Source organism: Billgrantia campisalis, from assembly GCF_022341425.1.
Lineage (GTDB): Bacteria > Pseudomonadota > Gammaproteobacteria > Pseudomonadales > Halomonadaceae > Halomonas > Halomonas campisalis.
The window spans coordinates 171,396-196,354 of record NZ_JABFUC010000004.1 but is presented as its reverse complement, the minus strand read 5'-3'; the positions used below and the strand labels follow the sequence as shown (position 1 = coordinate 196,354).

Here is a 24,959-nt window from a genome sequence, read left to right as displayed (position 1 = left end):
CACCCTTGCGGGCGCATCATGCCCCACCTAAGGTTAAAGGATGAGTCTCTATGCGCCGACTGAAGCGTCAAGGAGCGCAGGCTTGTCAAGGTAAAGCTCAGTGGCAGAACGGGGTTTACAGATAGTGGGGAGCCTGTTGACTGGGCTCGCACACCCGGTTGGCTGGTAACGGCTTCTAACCGAACGCAGACATTTTCGAAGCCAAGGCGGCAGTTACCCCCTCCCCTGCGACAGGTCTCGCCATGCGGAGGAGTGCCCATGTATCCGAACCGGACCCGCTCCGCCAGGCGAGTGTTTCAAGCCGCACTCCTTCCCTTCTGGCTCATGTTGACGATGCTGCTCTTGGGCCTCGTCTATGTCCATTGGTTGGTGGTCCAGTGGGGCGCTCAGAGCCTGTGGGTCAGCAACCTGCTGTTCCAACTGCCCTTGATCCCGGCAGCCTTGCTGGCATGGTACGTCGTCGCCTCTCATCAGCAGGGCAAGCGCCGCGCTTGGGCCTTCGTGGCGCTGGCGGTGACCGCCTATCTGGTCGCGTCTTTCATCTGGTGGTACCTGCAAGAGTCCGTGGACGTCCCACCCTTTCCCTCGCTGGCGGACGCTCTCTATCTCCTGTACACCCCTTTCCTGGTGTTGGCCTTCCTTTTCTTTCCTCACGGGCCCTATCGTCCGGTGGAGGCGCTACGCCTGGGGCTGGACATCGCCATCATCGTCGCCGCGGCGGCTGTCTTCTCCTGGTATTTCCTGCTCGCGCCCACCATCCTCGCCTTCCCCGACCAGCCACTGGCCCTGGCCGTCGCCCTGGCCTATCCCGTGATGGACCTGGTGCTGTTGAGCCTGGTGTTGCTGATGGTGTTGCGCCAACCCCGAGGCGAACCGCTCAAGCAGGAAACCCTGTACCTGGGCGGCGGCATGGTCCTGATGGGCATGGCCGATTCCTTCTACTTCTTCGGCGTGGTGGAGGGGACCTTTACTAACAGCAGCTGGTACAACGCGGGCTTCATCGGCAGCAATATCCTGGTTGCCTTGGCGGCGTACACCAGCCTTTCTGGCCGCTCGGCTTTCGAATGGCGAAAGCCGGGGTGGCAATGGCCGCGGCTCTATCTTCCCTATGCCGCCGTGCTGGCCAGCTACACCCTGATGCTGTTTCGCGCCTCGGAGGGGGATGGCTTGGCCAGCATCGGCGTGCAATGGGGAGCGGCCATCGTCACCCTGCTGGTGATTGCCCGCCAGATCGTGACCTTCGCGGAGAACGACCGGCTAAACAGGGAACTCCAGGCCAATTCACGCCGACTCGAAGAGGCCAAGGACAAGGCGGAAGCCGCCAACCGTGCCAAGAGCACCTTTCTCTCCGTCATGAGCCACGAGCTGCGCACCCCCCTCAACGCCGTGCTCGGCTATGCGCAGATCCTGTTGCAGGACAAGGCATTGTCCGAGCGCCAGGTCCTCGGCCTGTCCACCATCCGGAGCAGCGGCCAGCACCTGCTGACGCTGATCAATGACGTCCTCGACCTGGCCAAGGTGGAGGCGGGGAGGCTCGAGTTGGTCCCCGGGCCGGTTCAATTACCCGACTTCCTCGTCGCGATCGGCGACATGATTCGTGTCCGGGCCGAGGAAAAGAGCCTGCTGTATCAGCAGGAAACGAGTCCGGACCTGCCCCAGGCCGTCACCGTCGATGAAAGACGCCTGCGTCAGGTCCTGCTGAATCTGCTGGGCAATGCGGTCAAGTTCACCGACCGTGGCCAGGTCACCCTACGCCTGCTCCTGCGAGGCCAAGACGAGGACGAGGTCCGCCTGCGTTTCGAGGTGGAGGATAGCGGGGTGGGCCTGACCCCGGATCAACGGGAGCGTATCTTCCTGCCCTTTGAGCAGGTGGGCGATTTGACCCGGCGAGCCGGCGGTACCGGGCTAGGGTTGCCGATCAGCTGCCAGCTCGTGCGCCAGATGGGCGGCGACATCCAGGTCGAGAGCGAGCCGGGCCGGGGCAGCCGCTTCTGGTTCGAATTGCGGCTGCCACTGGCCGATGCGCGGCCGGCGCAGCAGGCCCAACACCGGGTCATTGGCTATGAGGGGGCGGCCCGCCGCATCCTGGTGGTGGACGATGTGGCGGCGAACCGCGCGCTGTTACAGGCGCTATTGGGCGAACTGGGTTTCGAGGTCCTGATGGCCGAGAACGGCGAGGAGGGGCTGCGCCTGGCTGCCGAAAGCCCGCCCGATCTCATCCTAATGGACCGGGTGATGCCGGTCATGGACGGGCTGGCCGCCACCCGCAAGGCCCGCGCTCTGCCCGCCCTGGAAACCGTCCCCATCATCATGGTCTCCGCCGCCACCACCCAGGACGATCGGACGGATGCCTTCGCGGCAGGCGCCAATGCTTTCGTGACCAAGCCCATCGATCTCCAGGAGGTGTTGCAGTCGATCGGGACCTTACTGGACCTCGTCTGGCGCTATGACAGCGTGCCGGACGAGCCCGCGAGCGAGTCGAGGGCTGCGTCCGCCACCTTGATACCGCCCTCACGGGTAACCCTGGAGGCGCTGCACCGGCTGGCACTGGCCGGCAACCTGCGCGAGTTGCACCAGCGCGCCGGCCAGCTGGCCGCAGGCGACCCTCGTCACCGACCGTTCGCCGAGCGGCTCATGCGGCTGGCGGACGACTTCCGGTCCAGGGCGGTACTCAAGCTGATCGAGACCCATCTCGGCGAGAAGGCACAGCCATGAAGGATGTCGGCGGCACGCCCAGTCACACCATCCTCGTCGTCGACGACATGCCGGCGAACCTGCGGCTGGTGGTGGGGCTGTTGCAGGCCAACGGTTTCTTGGCCGTGGTGGCCGAAGATGGCGAGGAGAGCGTGCAGCGGGCCGACTATGTCCGGCCCGACCTGATCCTACTCGACGTGAAGCTGCCAGGGATCGACGGCTTCGAGGTCTGCCGTCGACTGAAGGCCAACCCACACACCAGCGACATCCCCGTCATCTTCATGACGGTGCTGGATGACGAGCACGACAAGGTAACGGGCTTTGCCGTCGGCGGCGTCGACTACGTCACCAAGCCCTTCCATCCCGCCGAGTTGATCGCCCGGGTACGGGCCCACCTGGCGCTACGCACGACGCAGCAGCTGACCGAGCAGAATCAACGGCTGCAACGGGAAATCAGGAAACGGGAAGAGGCCGAGTCCAGGTTACAGTTTCAGGCCACCCACGATGCCCTGACCGGCTTGCCCAATCGCCACTTGCTGCTGGACCGCCTGGAGCAGGCCATCGCCTCTGCCCAGCGCGATGGCCAATGTTTCGTCGTCTGCCTCATCGACCTCGACCGCTTCAAGAGAATCAATGACGGCTTCGGCCACGCAGCGGGCGACAAGCTGCTCAAGATCCTGGCCGGCCGTCTCTCGGCCTGCTTGCGCAAGTCGGATACCGCCGCCCGCTTGGCGGGGGATGAATTCGTGTTGCTGTTGCGCTACCAGGGGACGATACCGCAGGCCCAGTCGACCATCCAACGCGTGGCGGCTGCCATCGCCCAACCCGTCCGGCTGGGTGCCCACAGAGAGATCACCGTCACTTGTAGCCTCGGTTGCAGTGCCTTTCCGAGCGACGCCACCCGTGCCGACGACCTGCTCAGGTTCGCCGATTGCGCGATGTATCGGGCCAAGGAAGTCGGGCGTGACAACCTGCAGCTCTACAACGCCGACCTGCGCTGCAGCCTCGAGGAACGGCTCTGGCTCGAAGGCGAACTCCAACGCGCCGTCGCCGAGGAAGCGTTCACCTTGCACTATCAGCCGCAGGTGGATATCAACAGCGGCAAGATCTGCGGCATGGAGGCGCTGCTTCGCTGGTACATCCCGGAACGCGGCTATATTGCCCCGAGCCGCTTCATCCCGGTGGCGGAGGAAGTCGGCCTGATCGGGGTGATCGGCGAATGGGCGTTACGGCAGGCCTGTCTGCAGAACAAGGCCTGGCAGCAGGCCGGACTGCCCCGGATGCGGGTAGCGGTGAACCTGTCGGGGCACCAGCTCACCCGGGGTGACATCGAGACCGTCGTCGAACGCACCCTGACGGAGACCGGGCTCGATCCTGCCTGGCTCGAACTGGAACTGACCGAAGGCATTTCCATGGGCGATCCGGAGCACGTCATCAATGTCATGACGCGGCTCAAGGCCATGGGGGTGTCCCTGGCGATAGACGACTTCGGCACCGGCTATTCCAATTTGCAGTACCTCAAGCGGTTTCCGGTGGACCGACTCAAGCTGGATGGCAGCTTCGTGCGGGAAATGACCGACTGTCCACGCACTCTCGCGATCGTTGACGCCATCATCGCCATGAGTCACCGACTGGACTTGAAGGTAGTGGCCGAAATGGTCGAAACCGCGGAGCAGGTGCGCCTGCTCGCCGACCACGAATGCGACCAGGCGCAAGGCTACTACTTCAGTGCGGCGTTGCCCGCCGAGCAATTCACGGTCTTGCTACAGGCCGGTTCGGTACTGGTGTAAGTCGCGTACCCGGCGCCGGTGTGACCGCCCCTCCGGGCAAGCGTATGGGCCACGCCGGGGCGATCATCTCCGGCGGCAAGGGCACCGTGGACGAGAAGTTCGCCGCCCTGGAAGACGCCGGTGTGCGCACCGTGCGCTCCCTGGCCGAGATCGGCGATGCGCTGAAGGAAGTGACCGGCTGGTAACTCCCCGCCGCGTTACCGCACCGCCAAGCAAAGAGCACCTTCGGGTGCTCTTTGTGTTGGTGCGTCTAGGAGTCTGTCGGGCTTGACCAATCGTAGCGAGAGATTCGGGTTTCGAGACAAGTTTATCGATCTGTTGAGGCGAATAGCGAGCTCTTTAACGAAACAGAACGAATGAAATTGGCCGAAAATCCGGATTTCGCAGTAGATTAGCGTTAAGTCCGACAGGCTCCTAGCGGCGGCCTCAGCCTGCCGCCAGCCAGCGGTTGCGGCCCTGGCGCTTGGCTTGCAGCAGGGCCTCGTCGGCGCGCTGGAGGGTGCGCTCGTAGTCTTCCGGCGGGCGGTGCTGGGCGACCCCGACGCTGGCCGTGATTCGTATGCGAACGCCGTCCTGACGGATGTCCAGATGGCGCATGCGGTTGCACAGGCGGCTCATCAGGGGCTCGGCCTGCTCGAGGGTGGTCTCCGGCAGGATCACCAGGAATTCCTCGCCGCCCCAGCGGCCGCAGTGGTCGCTGGTCCGCAGGGTAGACTGCAGGGTATCGGCGAGCTGCGTCAGGGCGCGGTCACCGACGTCATGGCCAAAGCGGTCGTTGATGCGCTTGAAGTGGTCGATGTCGAGCATCGCCAGGGTGAAGGGGCGCTGATATCGTTCGCTGGTGCCGATCAGCCGCTCCAGATGCTCGTGCAGCAGGCGCCGGTTGGCCAGCCCGGTGAGCGGGTCGTGGTGCGACTCATTGCGCAGGGCCTCGTTGCGCTCGCTGAGCAGCAACTGGTAGCGGTCGGCAATGCGTGACAGCTTGCGCTGGCGGTGCAGCTGGCGCTCCAGCTCGTGGCGGGTGGCATGCAGGTCCTGCTGCGCCGTGTGCTGGAAGCCGTCGGCGATGCCGATCAGCCGATCGAGGCGCCGGCTCTGTTCGCGGTGCCGGGCGAGCAGCTGGCTGAGCGCCGCGTGCAGCGGGTGATCGCGGTGGGCCGGGTCGGCAAGCAGCTCGGCGATCTCCTCGAGCAGCCGCTCGTCGGTGCCGTTCATGCCGACACCCGCACGGCGGTGATGGCGAAGTCGAAGGTGCAGTCCTCCTTGAACTCTTCGGCCAGCTCGGCGATGCGCTCGTTGCGTTCGTCGTAGCGCCAGACCACCCGGACCTGGCGTCCCGCCTGGTGGGCCTCCTCGAGGATGTCGAAGATATCCATCATCGCCTTCACCGAGCTGGTGTTGAGATAGAGCAACTCCAGGTCGAGCGCCAGGGAGTGGGAGGCCTCGGCCAGGAAGCGTTCCGTCCAGTCGATGACCTGGGTGAAAAGCTCGTAGGAGTTCTCCGGGTAGGAGTCTCCCTGCATGCTGAGTCGTCCTGCCTGCCAGCTGGCCTGGATCGCCGGGGTGGACTGGCTACCAGGAATAGTCAGATCGTGAGTCATGGGCATCGATGTCGGATTAGATGGTAGCCGTCAGGCTAAAGAAGCCCTGGCCGGAAGGCAACGCTTGGAGTGCGGGTTCCAGCGGCCGGGTCGATTTGCGGGCCATATCGAGCAGGCCAAGGCCCGCGCCGCTGGCGGCCTGTTCATCCCGCGGTCGGCGCAGCTGCTGCTTGTAGGCGCGCTTGAGCTCGCCGGCATCGAGGCGCGCCAAATCGTTGACGACCTCGACCAGGCGTCGTCCATCGTCCATCTCGACGAGATTGCCGGCGGATACGAGATAGTGGCCGGCATCGTCGCGGGCGACGGCGATGGTGGCGGTGGCCTGCTCCTCGGTATAGTCGCGGGAACGCGCATAGTGGCGGATGTTCTGGGTCATCTCGATATAGACCGCGAACACGTCCATGGCCGACGAAGGCGAGGTCGGCTGGCCGTTGAGGTAGTTACGCAGGGCATTGCCGATCTCTTCGATCAGGCTGCGCGAGATGGGGCCGTTGAAGCAGAGCATGATCTGCTGTTGCAGGTAGCTCTCGCGCAGGGTCAACAGGTCCATGACATCTCCTCGGTCGCTTAACTGGCAGCGGGGGCGCCCGTCTGCCTCTCGGTGGTGGGGGGAGGGTCGAAGCGAAAGCACAGCAGGGTAATATCGTCCCGCTGCGGGTGCTCGCCGCGATAGTCATCCAGCTCCGCCTCGAAGGCGGCCGCCTGCGCCGCAAGCTCCACCCGGGCATGGTGCACTATCATCGCCTCGAAGCGCCGGTTGCCGAAGCCGAAGCCGTGCTCGCCCCCCGCCTGGTCGAGAAAACCGTCGGTGCACAGGGTGTAGGTCCAACCGCGCCTGAGGGGCAGTGTCTGGTTGAGGAAGGGCTCGGGGCGCTTGTGGCCAAGGGCGCGCTTGCCCCCCGGATAGACCTCCAGCCGTTCGCCGTCGCTGGCATAGAGCGCCAGTTTGGCACCGGCGAACGTCAGGTGGTCGCGCCGGGGGTCGACCCATACCAGGGCGGCATCCATATTGGTGGCGATGGAGCGGGGCAGGGTGTCCCGGTGCAGGGTGGCGCGGTTCTGGCGATCCATCTCGGCAAGGATGGCGGCCGGGTCATGCGGGCCGACCAGCAGGATGGCGTGATCGACGATGGCGCGGGCCAGCATGGTCATCAGCGAACCGGGCACGCCGTGACCGGCGCAGTCGATCACCCCCATCAGGTAGCCCTGCTCGGTCGCGCGGAAGACATAGAAGTCGCCGCCCACCTGATCCCGCGGCCGCCATACCACCGCATGCCGGTCGGCCAGGTGGTGGTCGAGCTGGCGGCTCGGCAGGATGGCGCGCTGGATGATGCTGGCATACTCCAGCGAGGCATCCACCTGGCGGCGGGCGCGGCGCATCTCCTCGTTGGCCTGCTCGAGGTCCCGGGTCCGCTGACGGACCTTCTCCTCGAGCCGCTGGGTATGGTCGGCCACCTGGTCGGCCATGTCGGAGAAGGCGCGCGACAGTGCACCGATTTCGTCGGACCGGCCGGTGGGCAGCCGCGTGGCATAGTCCCCCGCAGCGATGGCCTTCGCGGAGAGCTGCAGCCGTCCCAGGGGGGAGAGGATCAGACGATCGGTGGCGTAGGCGAAGACCGCCATCAGCAGCGCGAGTACCAGGCCGAGCCCGGCGACCAGCGGCCAGAACCAGCGGCTGTCGAGCACCGGTGCGGCCTGTAGGTCCAGGGCGGTGACCAGGAACCACTGAAGCTCGGGAATATAGCCGACGGAGAGCAGGCGCGGCTCGCCTTCCAGCTCCACGTCCAGGGCGATGATGTGGCCGGGGCGACGCATGGCGTCATGCATGGCGCTGCGGAGCCCTTCGCGCTGCTCGGGGGGCACCAGTGACTGAAGGCGTTGGCCGTTTTCGGCCTCGAGGGGGCTGCTGCCGGAGCTGAGTGCGATGCGGGTCTGGTCGGGGTGGGCCTGCAGGGCGCCGCGTGAGTCGATGATCATCGGCGTCAGCCCGGGGGCGCTGTCGCGGATGAAACGGTTGAGGAACTGGCCGAGCTCGATGCCACCCCCGGCCAGCCCCAGTGTCTCGCCGTTGTCGCGCACCTTGACGTTGATCCAGATCATCGCTTGCTCGAGCGTCTGGTCGACATTGACGTTGATGTTGTAGGTCGAGGTGCTCGACATGGTATCGAAGTACCAGCTATCGCCAGGGGTGTCGGGCGACAGCCGGTAGCTCGGGGCCAGGTCGCCATTGGGTGGCGCATCGCCGAAATAATAGTCCCCGGTGGCATCGTCGATTACGAAGTAGGCGTTGCTGCCGAACTGCTGGCGGTAGCCTTCCGCCTCGGTCATGAAGCGTTCGCGGCGCTGCGGATCCGCAGGGTCGCGCAGCCACTCGCGGGTCACCACAGAGCCTGCGAAGCGACGCGAGAGGGCCAGTTCGCGGGAGACGGGGGCGACGATGCGCTGCATCTGCAGCAGGGTATATTGTTCGGCGTAGGCGCTGGCGAAGTGGCGTCGGACCTCTTCGACGGCCTGCCAGCCGATCAGCAGGGCCGGGATCAGGGCGATCAGGCAGGCCAGCAGCAGCGTCAGGGTGGATTTGCCGCGAAGCCCCAAGCGTTTGGCCATTTCCTTGCGTCCCCTGCGATGCTCCCGATGGCGCCGATGCTGGCGCTTGTGTCCCGATGGTTGCGATACCGCTCAACGATGGCACAGTCGCCTGCGTGTGGCGAGCCCGCCTGCCAACGCACAGATCACCGGGCCTGAAACGCCAACGGCGACCCTCGGGTCGCCGTTGGTTGTCGCCATGCCGCCGCCCGTCAGTGGGCGGGGCGGGCCACCAGCGAGCGGGTCGCTTCGCGGGCCTCGATCAGGGCCACGCGAATCGGGTCGCCCAGCTTGAAGCGCTCCTCGCCTTCCACCTGGATGCGCCCCTCCTTGTCGTCGATGGCCACCTTGTCGCGGTCATTGTGGATCATCGGCGCGGGGATGAAGGCGGTGGCGCCATTGGCGGTCAGGCGCACCCGCATGCCGCCGCGGTTGATGGCGATGATCTCCGCGTCGAAGGTTTCCTGCTTCTGTGCCGCGCCGGTCAGGTAGCGCACATAGAGCCAGTCCTTGACGTCGCGCTCGGCCATGCGGTTGAGGCGGCGACGCTCGGTGAGCTGCTCGGTGAGCTGCTGGCTCGCCTCGGCGGGCGCCTGTTCGCCCTTGAGCACACGCTTGATCAGGCGATGGTTGACCATGTCGCCGTACTTGCGGATCGGCGAGGTCCAGGTGGCGTAGGCGGCCAGCCCCAGGCCGAAGTGGGGGCCGGGCTTCGCCGACATGCTGGTGAAGCCCTGGAAACGGCGCAGGCGGGCATCCAGCCAGGCGTCGTCGCGGCTCTCCAGGGCGCGCTTGAGCTCCTTGTAGCGGGGCAGCTCGGAGAGCGCCTCGAGTTCGACCTCGACCTCTTGGGCGGTGAGGAACTCGTGGGCGGCCTCGGCCTTTTCCGGCTCGAAGGCGCGGTGGACATTGAAGATGCCGTGCCCGACCTTCTCCGCCAGCAGGTCGGCGCAGCAGGCGTTGGCGGCGATCATCGACTCCTCGATCATGCGGTTGGCGATGCGCCGCTCCTCGGTGCGGATATCCAGCACGTTGCCGGCGTCGTCCAGGTCGAAGACGTAGTCGGGACGGTCCTTGAACACCAGGGCGTGCTCGGCGCGCCAGGCGCTGCGCGCCTCGGTGAGGTCGCGCAGGGCCTTGAGCTGCTCGCCGATGGCCGCCTCGGGGGCCCAGTCGCCCTGGCCCTCGAGCCAGTCGGAGACGCGATCGTAGGCCAGCTTGGCGTGAGACCGCGCGGTGGCGGCAAAGAAGCGGTAGTCGCCCAGGCTGCCGTCGGCCTCGACCTCCAGGGTGCAGGCCAGCACCGGACGGTCCCGGCCCTCCCACAGCGAGCAGAGGTCGTCGGCCAGCTGCTCGGGCAGCATGGTGACGTTCTGCCCCGGCAGGTAAACGGTGAAGGCGCGGGTGCGTGCCTCGAGATCCGCCGCATGGCCCTCCTCGACGTAGGCGGTGGGGTCGGCGATGGCCACGGTCAGCCGCCAGCCACCCTCGGCGCGCGGCTCGATGCGCAGGGCATCGTCCATGTCGCGGGTCTTCTCGCCGTCGATGGTGAAGAAAGGCTCGGCGGTCAGGTCCTCGCGGGTGAGGCCCTCGTCGCGCAGCGGCCAGTCGTCGCCGGCGTCGGGGCACTCCTGCTCCAGGGCGTGGCGCGCCAGGGTCACCCGCCACGGCACGGCCGGGTCGTCTGTCTTGGCGACCAGCTCATCGATCTGGGCGAAGAAGCCGCGATCGTTCTCCTTGAGCGGATGGCGCACCAGGCGCGAAACGACCCAGTCGCCGTCGCCGATGCTCGCTTCGTCGAGGCTGTTCTTGATCCGCGACTTGAGCACGTTCTTGATCGAGGGGTGGTCGGGGACCACCGCCAGGCGACCGTCACGCTTCTGGACCCGGGCGATGAACCGCGAAAGCCCGGCTTCCAGCAGGGTATCGGGCTCCACGGAAGTCTTGTCGCCGTTGTCGTGGATGATGGCCTGGACGCGGTCGCCGTGCAGCACCTGCTTCATGGCCGGGGGCGGCACGAAGTAGGACTGACCGTCATCGGTCTCGAGGAAGCCGAAACCCTTGTCGGTGGCCTTGATCACGCCCTCGGCGCGGGGGACGGTCTTGCGGATATCTTGCTTGAGCTGGGCGAGCAGCGGATTGTTCTGCAGCATGGTCACGAACGTGTGGCGGGATAAGAGGGCCACTATACGGATTCCCGCCCGTGGCGCCAATCGCGGCTACCCTGAAGTTCACTTTGGCCCTGGTTTCTCAAGGGCCTGCGCCGCTCTCCCTCCTGATATTCCACCAAGGTCGTAGTGAAGTGGTATTTTATTGGTATCAGTATGTGTCTATAGTGGTATTTAATTGGTATTGCTACTACCCCCCGGCAGGGAGAGACCCATGGACCCTCGCTTTACCCAGCTGCGCCTCGACCCCCAGGGCGCGACCCCCCTCTACCAGCAGCTGGCCCGTCAGCTCGAGCAGGCCATCGAGACCGGCGCCTGGCAGGCCGGCGAGGCACTGCCCTCGGAGCGCAACCTGGCCGAGAGCCTGGCGGTGTCGCGGATCACCGCCCGCAAGGCCCTGGATCGCCTGGCGGAGCTGGGGTTGATCCGCCGCAGCCACGGCTCCGGAACCTTTATTACCCCGCGACTCAACCAGTCCCTGTCGCGGCTCTCCAGCTTTACCGAGCTGCTCACCCAGCGCGGCTTCACCCCCAGCTCCCACTGGCTGGAGCGCCGCCTGGCCAACCCCAGCGTGGAGGAAGGCATGCGCCTGGGACTGGGTGCCGATGCCCGGGTGGCGCGCCTCAAGCGCCTGCGCCTGGCCGACGGGGTGGTGATGGCGGTGGAGGAGAGCTGCCTGCCGGCGGCGGTGCTGCCCGACCCCGGGGCGGTGGAGACCTCCCTCTACGCGGTGCTGGAGGCCAGCGGCAAGCGGGTGGCCCGGGCCCTGCAGCATGTCACCGCCATCAATGCTGACGCCGAGCTGGCCGCACTCGCCGAGGTGCCGGAGGGTCAGGCGCTGCTCAAGGTGACCCGTTTGGGCTATCTCGCCGACGGCACCCCGGCGGAGCTCACCGTCACCTACTGCCGCACCGACTACTACGACTTTATGGTCGAGCTGACCCGCTAGGAGGCCTTATGCCATTCGGCAATATCCTGACCCCCGAGGGCTGGCGCCTGGGGGAGATTCATTGGGAGGCGGGGCGCATCACGCGCCTGACCGGCGAGCCGGTGGATCCCGATAGCAACGACCATCCGCGGCTGCTGCCCGGCTTTATCGACCTGCATGTGCATGGCGGCGGCGGCGCCGACACCATGGAGGGGGGCGAGGCGCTCGCCACCCTGGCGCGCACCCATGTGCGCTTCGGCACCACCCGCTTGCTGGCTACCACCATGACCGCCCCGGACGCCGAGATTCGCCGGGTGCTGGGCGAGATCGCCGCCTATATGGCCGACCCCGACCCTCGGGCCGCCGGGGTAGTGGGGGTGCATCTGGAGGGGCCCTATATCAATCCCGGCAAGCTCGGCGCCCAGCCGGCCCATGCCCGCAGCGGCTTGATCGAGGAGGTGGACGCACTTTGCGCCCTGGCGCCGATCCGCCTGGTCACCCTGGCCCCGGAGCTGGCCGGCCACCAGGCGTTGATTCGCCACCTCAGCGAGCGCGGCGTGCGGGTCCAGCTGGGCCACACCTTGGGCAGCTACGAGGAGGGGGTCGAGGCCCTGACCCACGGTGCCTGTGGCTTCACCCATCTGTTCAATGCCATGACCGGCCTGCACCACCGCAAGCCGGGCATGGTCGGCGCGGCCCTGGCCCACGCCCAGTACGCCGAACTGATTCCCGACCTGCTGCATGTGCATCCGGGCGCCATCCGCACCGCCCTACGCTGCATCCCCAAGCTTTATGCGGTCACCGACTCCACCGCCGCCGCCGGCATGCCCGACGGCGACTACCGGCTGGGCGAGCAGACCGTCACCAAGTGCCTGGGCGGCGTGCGCCTGGCCGACGGCACCCTGGCCGGCAGCACCCTGACCATGGATCAGGCGCTGCGCAACTTCGTCGGCCTGGGCCTCTCCCTGGCCGAGGCCTCGGATCGCCTGTCGCGCTTCCCCGCCGATTTCCTCGGCGAGGACGAGATCGGGCGCCTGGCCGAGGGCGCCCTGGCCGACCTGGTGGTCCTCGATGCCCAACTCCAACTCCAAGCGGTCTTCGTCGAGGGCCGCCCTGTCTATGGAAACCTCCCAGGAGCCCCGTCATGTCCCTGATGCTCGAAGAAGCCCGTAACGCCCCGGAGCGCATCCGCGGCCAACTGCAGCGCAACCAGGCCCTGCTCGCCGACCTGGGCGAGCGGCTGCGCCTCGCCGAGCCCGCGGCGGCGGTCACCGTGGCCCGGGGCAGTTCCGATCATGCCGCCAGCTACTTCGCCTACCAGTGCATGAAGCGCCGCGGCATCCCGGTGGCCTCGCTGCCGCCGTCGCTGACCACCCTGGCCCAGGCCCCCTGGCGGTTGACCGGCCAGCTGGCCCTGGCGGTCTCCCAGTCGGGGCAGAGCCCCGACCTGGTGGCCACCCAGCAGGCGCTGGCCGCCGCCGGGGCCCGCACCCTGGCCCTGGTCAATACCCCCCAGTCGCCCCTGGGCACGGCCAGCGACACCGAGATCCCCCTCTATGCCGGGGAGGAGAAGAGCGTGGCCGCCACCAAGAGCTACCTGGCCAGCCTCTCCGCCATGGCCCAGCTGATCGGCCACTGGCAGGAGGATCGCGGCCTGCTCAGTGCCCTGGATCAACTGCCCGAGCGGCTGACCCGGGCCCTGGCGATGGACTGGTCACCGGCCATCGAGGCCCTGGCGGGCGCCGACAAGCTGATGGTGATCGGCCGCGGCGCCGGCCTCGCCGTGGCCCAGGAGGCGGCGCTGAAGTTCAAGGAGACCTGCGCCATCCAGGCCGAGTCCTTCAGCGGCGCCGAGGTGCGCCACGGTCCCATGGCGCTGATCGGCCCCGACTACCCGGTACTGGTGTTCGCCCCCCCGGGGCCGGAGCAGGCCGGGCTGCTGGAGCTGGCCGAATGGCTCGAGGGCGTCGGCGCCCGGGTGCTGCTGGCCGCCGATGAGGGCGTGGCGAGGCGCCAGCTGACCCTGGTGGATGCCGGCCACGAGGCCCTGCAGCCGCTCTCGGTGATCCAGAGCTTCTACGTCATGGTGGCCGGCCTGGCGGCGTCCCGGGGCAGCGACCCGGATCGCCCCCGGCACCTCAACAAGGTCACCTGCACCCTGTAACGCCTAACAATAATTCTGGGAGTCCTCCCATGTCCGATTCCAGCCAATCCCTGACCCTGCTGGCCCCCGTGGCGGGGCTGGTGGTGCCCCTCGCCGCGGTGCCCGACCCGGTCTTCGCCGGCCTGGCCCTGGGGGAGGGCATCGCCCTCGATCCCCTGGGCGAGTGCCTGCATGCCCCCTGCGACGGCGAGGTGGTGCAGTGCGCCCGCACCCACCACGCCCTGACCCTGAAAACCGACGCCGAGGTGGAGCTGCTGCTCCACCTGGGCTTGGATACCGTGGCGCTCCAGGGCCAGGGCATCGAACCCCTGGTGGGCGTGGGCGACCGGGTGCGCGCCGGCGATCCGCTGTGCCGCTTCGATGCCGATGCCCTGGCCCGGGGCGCCAGTGCCCTGATCACCCCCTTGGTGATCACCGAGGCCGCCGGCTGGCGGCTGCTGCCCTCGGCGCGCGCCGAGGGCGAGCGGGTCGCCTGCGGCGATCCCCTGCTGGTGCTGATCCCCGCCGGGGTCGAGTCGGCCGAGGAGAGTGCCACGGGTCCCCTGGCCGAGCGGTGCCTGACCCTGGCCCTGGCGGCGGGCCTGCATGCCCGCCCCGCGGCGCGCCTGCGGGCCATCGCCCGGGAGCATGGCGTTGGTCTGACGCTGCAGCAGGAGCCGGCAACCGACGGCGCCGAGAGCCCCAGCGCCAGTGCCGAGAGCTTAAGCGCCCTGATGAACCTGGGCCTCACCCAGGGCACGGCCCTGCGCCTTACCGCCCGGGGCGACAACGCCGAGGCGGCCCTGGACGCCGCCGAGGTGCTGCTGACCACCCCCGAGGCCGAGGAGCACGCCGCCCCCCCGCCCCAGGCGGTGCCGGGCGAGGCCTTGGGGGAAGCATTAGGGGAGGGCGAGCTGGCCGGCCTGGTGGCCAGCCCCGGCCTGGCCCTGGGCCCCCTGGTCGCCTATCGGCCGCCGCTGCCCGCCGTGCCCCATGACGGCGCGGGCGAGGCCGTGGAGGCGCCGCGCCTGAACGCGGCGTTGGCCCGGGTCGCCGAGGCCCTGGACGCGGCCGAGGCCCAGGCCAGGCGTCAGGGCCAGGAAGCCGAGGCGGAGATCTTCGCCGCCCATGGCGCCTGGCTGGCGGACCCGGACCTGCTAGCGGCAGCACAGGAACGCATCCGCGCCGGGCGCGGCGCCGGCCAGGCCTGGCGGGAGGCCCTGGACGCCGAGGCCGCGCGCCTCGAGGCCACCGGCAATGCCCTGCTGGCCGCCCGGGTCGCCGACCTGCGCGACCTGCAGCGGCGGGTGATGGCGGAACTTAGCGACGCGGCGGAGCCCGGTCTGCCCGACATCCCCGAAGGCGCCCTGCTGGTGGCCGAGGAACTGACTCCCTCGGAACTGGTGGCCGTGGCCGCCCGACGTCCCGCCGGGCTCTGCCTGGCCGGCGGCGGTACCACGTCTCATGTGGCCATCCTGGCCCGGGCCCGGGGCATCCCCTGCCTGGTGGCCCTGGGGCCGGCCCTGCTGGCGGCAGTCGACGGCTCCCCGGGCGAGCGCGCCATCCTGGATGCCGAGCGCGGTCGCCTGGTCCCGGCGCCGAGCGAGGCCCAGCGGGCCGAGGTGGCGGAGCGCATCGAGGCCCGCCGCCGCGAGGCGGACGCGGCGCGGGCGGCGGCCTTCGGGCCGGCCATCACCCGGGACGGTCGCGAGGTCGAGGTGTGCGCCAATATCGGCGGCGCCGAGGAGGCCCGCCTGGCCGCGGAGGTCGGCGCCGACGGCGTGGGCCTGCTGCGCAGCGAATTCCTCTTCCTGGCGCGCGATAGCGCCCCCGACGAGGCCACCCAGCGCGGCGAATACCAGGCCGCCTTGGATGCCCTGGGCGGCAAGCCGGTGATTATCCGCACCCTGGATATCGGCGCCGACAAGCAGCTCCCCTATCTGCGCCTGCCGGCGGTGCCCAACCCGGCGCTGGGCGTGCGCGGCGCCCGCCTCTGGGCCAGTCACCCCGAGCTGCTGGAGACCCAACTCAGGGCCCTGCTCGGCGTCACGCCACTGGACACCCTGCATATCATGCTGCCCATGGTCAGCGAGGCCGGCGAGCTGCGCCGGGTGCGCGAGCGCCTGGAGGCCATCGCCTCCGAGCTGGGCCTCGCCGCGCGGCCGCGCCTCGGGGCCATGATCGAGGTGCCCAGTGCCGCCCTCTGTGCGGCGAGCCTTGCCGCCGAGGCGGACTTCCTCTCCATCGGCACCAACGACCTGACCCAGTACACCCTGGCCATGGATCGGGAGGACCCGGCCCTGACCGCCCGGGCCGATGTGCTGCACCCGGCGGTGCTGCGGCTGATCCAGGCCACGGTGGACGGCGCCGCCGGGCGCTGCCCGGTGGGGGTGTGCGGTGCCGCCGCCAGCGATGCCCTGGCCGCCCCCCTGCTGGTGGCGCTGGGCGTCGACGAACTCTCCGTGGAGCCGGCCCGGGTGCCGGCGGTGAAGGCCGTCCTGCGGCGCCTGGACGCCGCCGCCCTGGCCGCCGAGCTGCCCGAACTGCTGACCCTGGACGATGCCACCGCGGTGCGCGAACGCCTTAATGCGTGGCTGGCCCGGGCCGACGCGACCCCCGACACAACAACGACAACGACCCTCGAGAGGTGCTGAGATGTCTTCCATGACCCTGGGACCCCGCCTGATGGGCGGACTACAGCGGCTCGGCCGCTCCCTGATGCTGCCCATCGCGGTGCTGCCCATCGCCGGCCTGCTGCTGCGCCTGGGCCAACCCGACCTGCTGGATATCGCCTTTATCGCCAGTGCCGGCGAGGCGATCTTCGCCAACCTGGCGCTGATCTTCGCCATCGGCCTGGCGGTGGGCTTCGCCGACGACAACAACGGCGCCGCCGGCCTGGCCGGGGTGATCGGCTACCTGGTGCTGGATGCGGTGCTCACCGCCCTCAATCCCGAGATCAATATGGGGGTGCTGGCCGGCATCATCATCGGCTGCGTGGCGGGGCTGCTCTACAACCGCTACAAGGCGATCCAGTTGCCCGAGTACCTGGCCTTCTTCGGCGGGCGGCGCTTCGTGCCCATCGCCACGGGCCTGGCCGCCGTGGCTCTGGGGGTCGCCTTCGGGGTGGTCTGGCCGCCCATCCAGCACGGCATCGACGCCCTCGGCCAGTGGCTGATCGACGCCGGCGAGCTGGGGCTCTTCGTCTACGGGGTGCTCAATCGCCTGTTGATCGTCACCGGCCTGCACCATGTGCTCAACAGCCTCGTATGGTTCGTCTTCGGCAGCTTCGAGGCCGCCTCCGGGGTGGTGGCCAGCGGCGACCTCAACCGCTTCTTCGCCGGCGATCCCGCCGCGGGGCGTTTCATGGCGGGCTTCTTCCCGGTGATGATGTTCGGCCTGCCGGCGGCGGCACTCGCCATGTACCACGCCGCGCCCAAGGGGCGTCGTGCCCAGGTGGGTGGCCTCTTGCTGTCCCTGGCGCTGACCGCCTTCCTGACCGGGGTCACCGAGCCCATCGAGTTCACCTTCATGTTCCTGGCGCCGCTGCTCTACGGCCTGCATGCCGTGCTGACCGGTGTCTCCATGGCGTTGCTGCACTGGCTCGACGTCAAGCTCGGCTTCACCTTCTCCGCCGGCGCCTTCGACTTCGCGCTCTCCTATGGCCTCTCCACCAATGGCTGGCTGATGCTGCCGGTGGGTTTGGCCTACTTCGCCCTCTACTACACGGTGTTCCGCTGGGCCATCCTGCGCTTCGACCTGCCCACCCCGGGCCGCGAACCGGAGAGCGCGGCACCCGCCGCGACCCAGGCCGCCGCCGGCGAGCGTGGTCCGGCCTTCGTCACCGCCCTGGGCGGGGCGGGCAACCTCGCCAGCGTCGGTGCCTGCACCACCCGGCTGCGCCTGGTGCTGGAGAACCCCGAGGTTATCGATGAGGCGGCCCTCAAGGCGCTGGGCTCCCGGGGTATCCTGCGCCTCCAGGGCGGTGGCCTGCAGGTGATCCTGGGCCCGATCGCGGATGGGGTGGCGGATGAGATCCGCGCCGCCATGGCCGCCGAGGGCACGGTGCCCGCTGCCGCGTCCGCGAAGGTGCCGGCGTCCGAGTCGTCCGGCGAGCCGGCCGAGGCTCTCGATCCCCAGGCGCGCCAGGCCTGGCACCGGGCCCTGGGGGGCGCGGCCAATCTGCGCAGCGCCACCGCGGTGGCCGCCACCCGGCTGCGCCTGGAGCTGGCCGATACCGAGGCCCTGGACGAGGCGGCCCTGAGCGACCTCGGTGCCCGGGCGGTACAGCGCCTGGAGCAGGGCGTGATCCATGTGCTGCTGGGCGAACGGGCCGCCGCCGTGGCCCGAGGGCTGGGCAACGCCTAAGCTAGCCATCGTGCCCCCAGGACCGGCCCCGATCACTCGGGGCCGGTCCTGTCGTCTCGACGCCGACCCCCGGCGCCCCTTAGCGATTCTCTCTGTAATAGCCTGCCTAGCTTGTAGCGGCTAGGAGTTCCCGGGGTGAATCGGTTAAGCTGGGGTGCCCTGACTCCGGGAGCGCCCCATGACCCCACGCCTGATCGTCTCCGACCTCGACGGCACCCTGCTGGGGGCCGATCACGACCTGGATCCGGCAACCATCGATACCCTGCGGGCCCTGGCCGAGCGGGGGCACCACCTAGCCTTCGCCTCGGGACGGCATTTCCGCGATATGCTGGCGTTTCGCGACCGGCTCAGGGTGCCGATTCATATCATCAGCACCAACGGCGCCTACCTGCACGGCCCCGAAGGTGACCTGCTGGCCGCACGCCATCTCGATAGCGAGCTGGCCCGGGAGCTGATTGCCCTGGAGCGCCCCTCCAGCGTGCGGCTCAATCTTTACCATGAGCACGAATGGCTGATTGATGCCCCCGACCCGGGCCTGCTGGCCATGCATGCCCATACCGGGTTCGGCTACCGGGTCGCTGAGCCCGGTGAGCTGGCCAGCGAGGGGGTGGGGAAGGTGCTCTATATCGGCGAGCCCCAGCGGCTGGCCGGGCTCGAGGCCCGGGTTCGCGAGCAGCACGGCGAGCGACTGCATGTGACCTATTCGACGGTGAACTCGCTGGAGATCATGGCCGGCGGGGTCAACAAGGGCACTGCACTGGCCTCGCTGCTTGATGCCCTGGGGCTCGGGCCCGAGGCCTGTCTGGCCTTCGGCGACAACCTCAACGACACCGAGATGCTGGCGCTGGCCGGTGAGGCCCATGTGATGGCCAATGCCCATCCCGACCTTCCCGGGCGCGTGCCCCACGCACGCCGTATCGGCCACCATGCCGAGGTGGGCGTGGCCGCGTCGCTGCGGAAACGGTTCGAAATATAAGGCCTGTGGTCGGTTGCTACCTTGGTCGCAGATGGCTTGCCGGGATGACCGCACTTGACCATCATCGAAGCCCGATAGCGACAACAATCACGGGCGCTGCCGCGACACCGCCCCTTGCCATCGGAATACGATGACGACGACGCCTGCCACCCTGATCGTGGTCGACGACGACCCCGAGATCCGCGAACTGCTGGCCGACTACCTCGGTCGCCACGGCTACCGTGCCCTGGTCGCGGAGGATGCCGAGGCGCTGCATCGCCTGCTGGCTCACGAGATCCCCGATCTGCTTATCGTCGATATCATGCTGCCCGGCGATGACGGCTTCACCATCTGCCGCGACGTACGCCGGGACAGCCAGGTCCCGATCATCATGCTGACCGCCAGCGCCGACGAGACCGATCGCATTCTGGGCCTGGAGCTCGGGGCGGACGATTACCTCGGCAAGCCGTTCAATCCCCGGGAGCTGCTGGCGCGTATCAAGGCGGTACTGCGTCGTGTGCGGGGCAACCAGCAGTCTCAGGACCCGGCACGCGCGCGGCTGGTCAGCTTCGGCGGCTGGCGTCTGGATCGCATGACCCGGGAATTGATCGATCAACAGGAGCTACGTACACCGCTCTCCGGTGCCGATTTCCAGCTGTTGCAGGTCTTTCTCGAACGCCCCGAACAGGTGCTCTCCCGGGACGCCCTGTTCGAACTGACCCGTGGGCGGCCAGCGCCGCCGCTGGATCGCTCCATCGACGTGCATGTCTGCCGGTTGCGCCAGCGGCTCGGTGAAGATGCCCAGCACCATCAGTTGATCCGCACCGTGAGAGGGGCGGGCTATGTGCTCACCGCCCGGGTCGAAGCGCTGTCGTGAGAGATACCCGCTGGCAGCGGTGGCGGCGGTGCCTGGCCCGTGGCCTGCCCGGGACGCTGCGCGGTCGCTTCGTGCTGATCATGATCATCGGTGTGCTCGCCGCCCAGCTCTCCAGCTACGCCGTTTGGACCTCCCAGGTACGCTCCAGCCAGCTTGAGCAGCTCGACGAGCTGTCGCAAAATGTCGCCTACAGCGTGGCTTCGACCATGCGCTTCTTCCGCTCGCTGCCCTTCGAGTATCGCCATATCGTGCTCGACCAGTTGCGCAACATGGGCGGTACTCGCTTCTTCGTCAGCGTCAACGAGCGCCGTATTCCCGTCGAGGACATCGGCTCGGGGGAGGAGAAGGCGCTGGTGGTCGGCAACTTTCGCAGCATTCTTGAGCGCGAGCTCAGCATCGATGACGTGCTGGTGGAGTTCTCCCGGGCGGAGACCCTGCGGGTCTACAACAACGAGGTGTTGCTGCACGACCTGCCGCCGCGCTGGGGTCAGCACAGCCTGCTGATGGAGCCGCTCTCTCCTCCGATCCTGGTGGTACAGCTGGAGCTCGAGCCCGGCACCTGGCTCTACGTGGCGACCCTGCTGCCGGTGGCGGACCTGTTCAATGAGTATCGCTGGCTCTCCGGCGAGCGCCTGCTCGCCGGGCTGATGGTGCTGCTGACGGTGATCGGGCTCTCGCTGCTGGGCATCCGCGGCGTCACCCGGCCGCTGGCCCGTCTCTCCCGGGCGGCACGTCAGCTGGGCGACGACCTGGATGCACCGCCGCTGCGCGAGAGCGGCCCCAGGGAGGTGATGGCCACGGCGATGGCCTTCAACCGCATGCAGGAGCGCATCCGGGCGCAGGTCGACGAGCGCGAGCGGCTCTTCTCGGCCATTTCACACGATCTCAAGACCCCCATCACCCGTATGCGGCTGAGGGCCGAGATGCTCGACGATCCGCTGCAGCGCGAGCGCTTCTGCGCCTCCCTCGATGAGCTCGACCTGCTGGTCAAGGGGGCGCTGGCGTCGGTCAAGGGCTTTGACCTGCATGAGCCGGTCGAGGAGATCGATCCCGGCCACGTTCTCGAAGAGCTGGCAGAGGGGCTGCGCCTGCAGGGAGGGGAGGTGTCGATCCAGGGGCAGGCTAAACCGCTGGCCGTCAAGCCGCTGGCGTTCAAGCGCTGTCTGGCCAACCTGCTGGAGAATGCCGTCTTCTATGGACGGCGAGCCGAGGTATTGCTGGAAGACGGTGCCAGCCGCCTGGCGATCACCATTCGCGATCATGGGCCGGGCATCCCCGAGGGGCAGCGCGAGCGCGTTTTCTCGCCTTTCGTCCGGCTCGAGCCCTCCCGCAGCCGCAATACCGGCGGCAGCGGCCTGGGGCTGGGTATCGCCCGGCATATCGCCCGCGCCCTGGGTGGTGATATCGGCCTTGATAACCACCCCGAGGGCGGGCTGCGGGTGCGTGTGACGCTGCCCCGGATGCAGGATATTACCGGGCTGTAATATTTCATCAATACGATGCCAATACTTCGCAGGACTAGGTAACCCCTCCTGTTGCGCTGCCTGGGGTAGCGTGTCGTTATCCGGTGCCACGCCGGAGCCATAACAACACGAGGAGACACGCCATGCCTTCCTGCAAGTCGAACGATTGCACCAGTAGCCGTTTTGACCAAGCCCGTATGAGCCAGGCCCGCTGGAAAAAGACACCGTTCACCAGGGCCGGTCTCGCCCTGGCCACGGCCCTGGCCGCTTCCGTGTCCCTGACCAGCGCCCATGCCGCCGGTGAAGTGGAAGTGCTGCACTGGTGGACCTCCGGTGGCGAGGCCCGGGCCGCCAACGTGCTCAAGGATCTGATGGAGGCCGAGGGGTACGGCTGGCAGGATTTCGCCGTCGCCGGTGGTGGCGGCGAGACGGCCATGACGGTACTCAAGTCCCGGGCCATGTCCGGCAATCCGCCCTCGGCGGCCCAGATCAAGGGGCCGGAGATCCAGGAGTGGGGCGAGCTGGGCCTGCTCGGTACCCTCGACGACGTCGCCGAGGCAGAGGGGTGGGACCAGCTGCTGCCCGCAACGGTGGCCGATATCATGCGCTACGATGGCCAGTACGTGGCCGTGCCGGTCAACGTCCACCGGGTCAACTGGCTATGGGCCAACCCGGACGTGCTCGAACAGGCCGGTGTCGAGATGCCCACCACCCTGGATGAGCTGTTCGTCGCCGGGGAGGCAATCCGCGAGGCGGGCTTCATTCCGCTGGCCCACGGCGGGCAGGCCTGGCAGGACGCCACGGTGTTCGAGACCGTGCTGCTGGCGACGGGAGGGGTGGAATTCTTCCAGCGGGCCCTGGTGGATCTCGATCCCGAGGCCCTGGGCAGCGAGCAGATGGTCGAGGCGCTGGAGACCTTCAAGCGCCTGCGCGGGCTGATGGACGACGACATGTCCGGGCGTGACTGGAACATCGCCACCTCCATGGTCATCAACGGCGATGCCGCCATGCAATTGATGGGCGACTGGGCCAAGGGCGAGTTCACCGCTGCCGAGCTTACCGCCGGCGAGGATTATCTCTGCGCCGCCGCGCCGGGTACCGTCGACGCCTTCACCTTCAACATCGACAGCCTGGCGATGTTCCGCGTCGAGGGCGAAGCGCACGAGGCGCAACAGGCCCTGGCACGGCTGGTGCTGGAGCCCACTTTCCAGGAGGCCTTCAACCTGGCCAAGGGCTCGATACCCGCGCGGCCCGACCTGGACATGAGCGAGTTCGATGTCTGCGCCCGGCAGTCCCTGGCGGACTTCCAGCGTACTGCCGACGAGGGCGGCCTGGTGCCCAGCATGGCCCACGGCATGGCCGTGCGCGCCGACGTGCAGGGGGCGATCTTCGACGTCGTGACCAACTACTTCAATGCCCGCGACATGGAGGCCGAGCAGGCCGCCCAGCGCATGGTGAACGCGGCGCAAGCGGCGCTCTGAGCCGCCGCTTTCCCGGAATCTGCCGGGCTCGATGCCCATCGAGCCCGGCCGGCTGTCAGGCGACGCTTTCGTTCACGCCCGAGGTATTTTCCCATGACCATCGTTTCCCACGCCCAGGAGCGCCCCGCGCGCCCCGCGGCACGGCGTACCGCTGCCGCACACCTGCAGGATTGGCTGCCGCGGCTGGTGCTGGCGCCCTCCATCGCCATCACCCTGTTCTTCGTCTATGGCTTCATGCTCTGGACCTTCGTGCTTTCACTGACCAGCTCGCGGATGTTGCCGAGCTACGACTTCGTCGGCTTCGCCCAGTATGCGCGGCTGATGGCCAACGACCGCTGGTGGGTCGCGTCCACCAACCTGGTGATCTTCGGCGGCCTGTTCGTGGCGATCTGCCTGGTCATCGGGGTGGTGCTCGCCATCCTGCTCGACCAGCGTATCCGTCAGGAGGGGGCGCTGCGAACCCTCTATCTCTATCCCATGGCGCTGTCGTTCATCGTCACCGGGGTGGTGTGGAAATGGCTGCTCAACCCCGGGCTCGGTATCCAGGCCATGGTGCGCAGTTGGGGCTTCGAGAGCTTCACCTTCAACTGGATCGTTGATCCCGACATGGCGATCTACACCCTGGTACTGGCCGCCGTGTGGCAGGCGTCCGGCTTCGTCATGGCGCTGTTCCTGGCCGGCCTGCGCGGTATCGACGACAGCATCATCAAGGCCGCCCAGCTCGATGGCGCCAGCCTGCCGCGTGTCTATCTGCGGGTGATCCTGCCCTGCCTGCGCCCGGTGGTGTTCAGCGCGGTGATGATCCTGTCGCACATCGCCATCAAGAGCTTCGATCTGGTGGTGGCCCTGACCGGTGGCGGACCCGGCTATGCCACCGACCTGCCGGCCACCTTCATGTACACCCATGCCTTCACCCGGGCACAGATCGGGTTGGGGTCCGCCAGCGCCATGCTGATGTTGGGCGGTGTGCTGGCGATCCTGATTCCCTATCTCTACTCCGAGCTGAGGAGTCGCAAACATGGATAACGTGATTCGGCGCCGCACGCCTGGGGCCCGCCTGGGCCGGGCGGCGGTCTATGCTGTATTGCTGCTCGCCGCGCTCTTCTACCTGCTGCCGCTGGTGGTCATGTTGATCACCTCGTTCAAGCCGCTCCATGAGATCAGCCCCGGCACCCTGCTGTCGCTGCCCCAATCGCCCACCGTGGAGCCCTGGATCAAGGCCTGGGGCGAGGCCTGCACCGGCATGCGCTGCGAAGGGGTGGGGGGGTACTTCTGGAACTCCATTGCCATCGTGGTGCCCGCGGTGCTGATCTCCACGGTAGTGGGGGCGCTCAACGGCTACGCCCTGACCAAGTGGCGCTTCAGGGGCTCGGAGCTGCTCTTCGCCCTGATGCTGTTCGGCTGCTTCATTCCCTTCCAGGTGGTGCTGCTGCCCATGGCCCAGACCCTGGGCTGGCTGGGGCTGTCGAGTTCCCGGGCGGGGCTGATCCTGGTGCATGTGATCTTCGGCATCGCCTTCACCACGCTGTTCTTCCGCAATTTCTACGTGGCGGTGCCCACCGAGCTGGTCTCGGCGGCCAAGCTCGACGGTGCCGGCTTCTTCCGCATCTTCTGGCGCATCCTGCTGCCGGTCTCGGCGCCCATCATCGTGGTCTCGGTGATCTGGCAGTTCACCCAGATCTGGAACGACTTTCTGTTTGGAGTGGCGTTCTCGGCTCACGATACCCAGCCGGTGACGGTGGCACTCAACAATCTGGTCAACACCTCTACCGGTACCCGCGAGTACAACGTCGACATGGCGGCGGCCATGATTGCTGCCTTGCCCACGCTGATCGTCTACGTGCTGGCCGGCAAGTACTTCGTCCGCGGCCTGACCGCCGGTTCGGTAAAAGGCTGAGCATCTGAATA

At 67.9% G+C, this 24,959-nt stretch carries 18 protein-coding genes and 1 pseudogene; 14 read left to right on the top strand and 5 right to left on the bottom strand.

Annotation, left to right across the window (positions count from 1 at the left end; translation table 11 throughout):
- The first annotated feature begins 258 nt into the window (after positions 1 to 258).
- The 3 genes and pseudogenes from HOP52_RS06495 to HOP52_RS06485 all read left to right on the top strand — a co-directional run.
- A complete protein-coding gene (locus tag HOP52_RS06495) occupies positions 259 to 2,715 on the top strand; it encodes an ATP-binding protein (RefSeq protein WP_238976552.1) in 2,457 nt (818 codons plus the stop codon).
- On the top strand, positions 2,712 to 4,484 hold the full coding sequence (locus HOP52_RS06490) for a putative bifunctional diguanylate cyclase/phosphodiesterase (RefSeq protein ID WP_238976551.1): 1,773 nt from the start codon (positions 2,712 to 2,714) through the stop codon (positions 4,482 to 4,484). The genes HOP52_RS06495 and HOP52_RS06490 overlap by 4 nt, the downstream gene beginning before the upstream one ends.
- 14 nt (positions 4,485 to 4,498) lie before the next feature.
- Positions 4,499 to 4,669, top strand: a pseudogene (locus HOP52_RS06485) (succinate--CoA ligase subunit alpha); the annotation flags it as partial.
- Between the two features lie 241 nt (positions 4,670 to 4,910).
- On the opposite strand, the gene siaD reads toward HOP52_RS06485, so the two are convergent.
- From siaD to HOP52_RS06460, 5 genes are all read right to left on the bottom strand, one after another.
- Positions 4,911 to 5,699, bottom strand: a complete 789-nt coding sequence (gene siaD / locus HOP52_RS06480) for a biofilm regulation diguanylate cyclase SiaD (RefSeq protein ID WP_238976550.1) — start codon at positions 5,697 to 5,699, stop codon at positions 4,911 to 4,913.
- On the bottom strand, positions 5,696 to 6,085 hold the full coding sequence (gene siaC, locus HOP52_RS06475; RefSeq protein WP_238976549.1) for a biofilm regulation phosphoprotein SiaC: 390 nt from the start codon (positions 6,083 to 6,085) through the stop codon (positions 5,696 to 5,698). The genes siaD and siaC overlap by 4 nt, the downstream gene beginning before the upstream one ends.
- Positions 6,086 to 6,101: 16 nt before the next feature.
- Positions 6,102 to 6,635: a biofilm regulation protein kinase SiaB gene (siaB, locus tag HOP52_RS06470; protein WP_238976548.1), complete on the bottom strand. Its 534-nt coding sequence runs from the start codon at positions 6,633 to 6,635 to the stop codon at positions 6,102 to 6,104.
- A gap of 17 nt (positions 6,636 to 6,652) precedes the next feature.
- The gene (siaA, locus tag HOP52_RS06465) at positions 6,653 to 8,692 is read right to left on the bottom strand and encodes a biofilm regulation protein phosphatase SiaA (RefSeq protein WP_238976547.1); all 2,040 of its coding nucleotides are present in this window, start codon (positions 8,690 to 8,692) and stop codon (positions 6,653 to 6,655) included.
- Positions 8,693 to 8,883: 191 nt separating this feature from the next.
- Positions 8,884 to 10,824: an exoribonuclease II gene (locus tag HOP52_RS06460; RefSeq protein ID WP_238976676.1), complete on the bottom strand. Its 1,941-nt coding sequence runs from the start codon at positions 10,822 to 10,824 to the stop codon at positions 8,884 to 8,886.
- 229 nt (positions 10,825 to 11,053) lie between these two features.
- On the opposite strand from HOP52_RS06460, the gene HOP52_RS06455 reads away from it, so the two are divergent.
- The 11 genes from HOP52_RS06455 to HOP52_RS06405 all read left to right on the top strand — a co-directional run bounded on the left by HOP52_RS06455 (position 11,054) and on the right by HOP52_RS06405 (position 24,948).
- Complete coding sequence (locus tag HOP52_RS06455) at positions 11,054 to 11,788, top strand: GntR family transcriptional regulator (RefSeq protein ID WP_238976546.1); 735 nt, start codon at positions 11,054 to 11,056, stop codon at positions 11,786 to 11,788.
- 8 nt (positions 11,789 to 11,796) lie between these two features.
- Entirely contained in the window at positions 11,797 to 12,921 is a 1,125-nt protein-coding gene (gene nagA / locus HOP52_RS06450; RefSeq protein ID WP_238976545.1) for an N-acetylglucosamine-6-phosphate deacetylase, read from the top strand.
- Positions 12,912 to 13,931, top strand: a complete 1,020-nt coding sequence (locus HOP52_RS06445) for an SIS domain-containing protein (RefSeq protein ID WP_238976544.1) — start codon at positions 12,912 to 12,914, stop codon at positions 13,929 to 13,931. The genes nagA and HOP52_RS06445 overlap by 10 nt, the downstream gene beginning before the upstream one ends.
- 29 nt (positions 13,932 to 13,960) lie before the next feature.
- Positions 13,961 to 16,564, top strand: coding sequence for a phosphoenolpyruvate--protein phosphotransferase (gene ptsP / locus HOP52_RS06440; RefSeq protein WP_238976543.1), 2,604 nt, complete (start codon positions 13,961 to 13,963; stop codon positions 16,562 to 16,564).
- A 1-nt stretch (position 16,565) separates the two neighbouring features.
- Entirely contained in the window at positions 16,566 to 18,275 is a 1,710-nt protein-coding gene (nagE, locus tag HOP52_RS06435) for an N-acetylglucosamine-specific PTS transporter subunit IIBC (protein ID WP_238976542.1), read from the top strand.
- Between the two features lie 178 nt (positions 18,276 to 18,453).
- Positions 18,454 to 19,251, top strand: a complete 798-nt coding sequence (locus tag HOP52_RS06430) for a Cof-type HAD-IIB family hydrolase (protein ID WP_238976541.1) — start codon at positions 18,454 to 18,456, stop codon at positions 19,249 to 19,251.
- 130 nt (positions 19,252 to 19,381) lie between these two features.
- Complete coding sequence (locus HOP52_RS06425; RefSeq protein WP_238976540.1) at positions 19,382 to 20,107, top strand: response regulator; 726 nt, start codon at positions 19,382 to 19,384, stop codon at positions 20,105 to 20,107.
- 80 nt (positions 20,108 to 20,187) lie between these two features.
- Positions 20,188 to 21,591 (top strand): ATP-binding protein, encoded by a 1,404-nt coding sequence (locus HOP52_RS06420; protein WP_238976675.1) that lies wholly within the window; start codon positions 20,188 to 20,190, stop codon positions 21,589 to 21,591.
- Between the two features lie 176 nt (positions 21,592 to 21,767).
- A complete protein-coding gene (locus HOP52_RS06415) occupies positions 21,768 to 23,051 on the top strand; it encodes an ABC transporter substrate-binding protein (RefSeq protein ID WP_238976539.1) in 1,284 nt (427 codons plus the stop codon).
- Between the two features lie 93 nt (positions 23,052 to 23,144).
- Complete coding sequence (locus HOP52_RS06410) at positions 23,145 to 24,077, top strand: carbohydrate ABC transporter permease (protein WP_238976538.1); 933 nt, start codon at positions 23,145 to 23,147, stop codon at positions 24,075 to 24,077.
- Positions 24,070 to 24,948, top strand: coding sequence for a carbohydrate ABC transporter permease (locus HOP52_RS06405; RefSeq protein ID WP_238976537.1), 879 nt, complete (start codon positions 24,070 to 24,072; stop codon positions 24,946 to 24,948). The genes HOP52_RS06410 and HOP52_RS06405 overlap by 8 nt, the downstream gene beginning before the upstream one ends.
- The last annotated feature ends 11 nt before the right edge of the window (positions 24,949 to 24,959 follow it).

Excerpts from the sequence above, each read along its gene's own strand:
- siaC (WP_238976549.1), bottom strand. The coding sequence starts at position 6,085 with ATGACTCACGATCTGACTATTCCTGGTAGCCAGTCCACCCCGGCGATC.
- HOP52_RS06445 (WP_238976544.1), top strand. The coding sequence starts at position 12,912 with ATGTCCCTGATGCTCGAAGAAGCCCGTAACGCCCCGGAGCGCATCCGC.
- HOP52_RS06455 (WP_238976546.1), top strand. The coding sequence starts at position 11,054 with ATGGACCCTCGCTTTACCCAGCTGCGCCTCGACCCCCAGGGCGCGACC.
- HOP52_RS06425 (WP_238976540.1), top strand. The coding sequence starts at position 19,382 with ATGACGACGACGCCTGCCACCCTGATCGTGGTCGACGACGACCCCGAG.
- HOP52_RS06410 (WP_238976538.1), top strand. The coding sequence starts at position 23,145 with ATGACCATCGTTTCCCACGCCCAGGAGCGCCCCGCGCGCCCCGCGGCA.
- HOP52_RS06420 (WP_238976675.1), top strand. The coding sequence starts at position 20,188 with ATGATCATCGGTGTGCTCGCCGCCCAGCTCTCCAGCTACGCCGTTTGG.
- siaD (WP_238976550.1), bottom strand. The coding sequence starts at position 5,699 with ATGAACGGCACCGACGAGCGGCTGCTCGAGGAGATCGCCGAGCTGCTT.
- HOP52_RS06415 (WP_238976539.1), top strand. The coding sequence starts at position 21,768 with ATGAGCCAGGCCCGCTGGAAAAAGACACCGTTCACCAGGGCCGGTCTC.
- ptsP (WP_238976543.1), top strand. The coding sequence starts at position 13,961 with ATGTCCGATTCCAGCCAATCCCTGACCCTGCTGGCCCCCGTGGCGGGG.
- HOP52_RS06495 (WP_238976552.1), top strand. The coding sequence starts at position 259 with ATGTATCCGAACCGGACCCGCTCCGCCAGGCGAGTGTTTCAAGCCGCA.
- HOP52_RS06430 (WP_238976541.1), top strand. The coding sequence starts at position 18,454 with ATGACCCCACGCCTGATCGTCTCCGACCTCGACGGCACCCTGCTGGGG.
- HOP52_RS06490 (WP_238976551.1), top strand. The coding sequence starts at position 2,712 with ATGAAGGATGTCGGCGGCACGCCCAGTCACACCATCCTCGTCGTCGAC.
- HOP52_RS06460 (WP_238976676.1), bottom strand. The coding sequence starts at position 10,824 with ATGCTGCAGAACAATCCGCTGCTCGCCCAGCTCAAGCAAGATATCCGC.
- nagE (WP_238976542.1), top strand. The coding sequence starts at position 16,566 with ATGTCTTCCATGACCCTGGGACCCCGCCTGATGGGCGGACTACAGCGG.
- siaA (WP_238976547.1), bottom strand. The coding sequence starts at position 8,692 with ATGGCCAAACGCTTGGGGCTTCGCGGCAAATCCACCCTGACGCTGCTG.
- siaB (WP_238976548.1), bottom strand. The coding sequence starts at position 6,635 with ATGGACCTGTTGACCCTGCGCGAGAGCTACCTGCAACAGCAGATCATG.
- HOP52_RS06405 (WP_238976537.1), top strand. The coding sequence starts at position 24,070 with ATGGATAACGTGATTCGGCGCCGCACGCCTGGGGCCCGCCTGGGCCGG.
- nagA (WP_238976545.1), top strand. The coding sequence starts at position 11,797 with ATGCCATTCGGCAATATCCTGACCCCCGAGGGCTGGCGCCTGGGGGAG.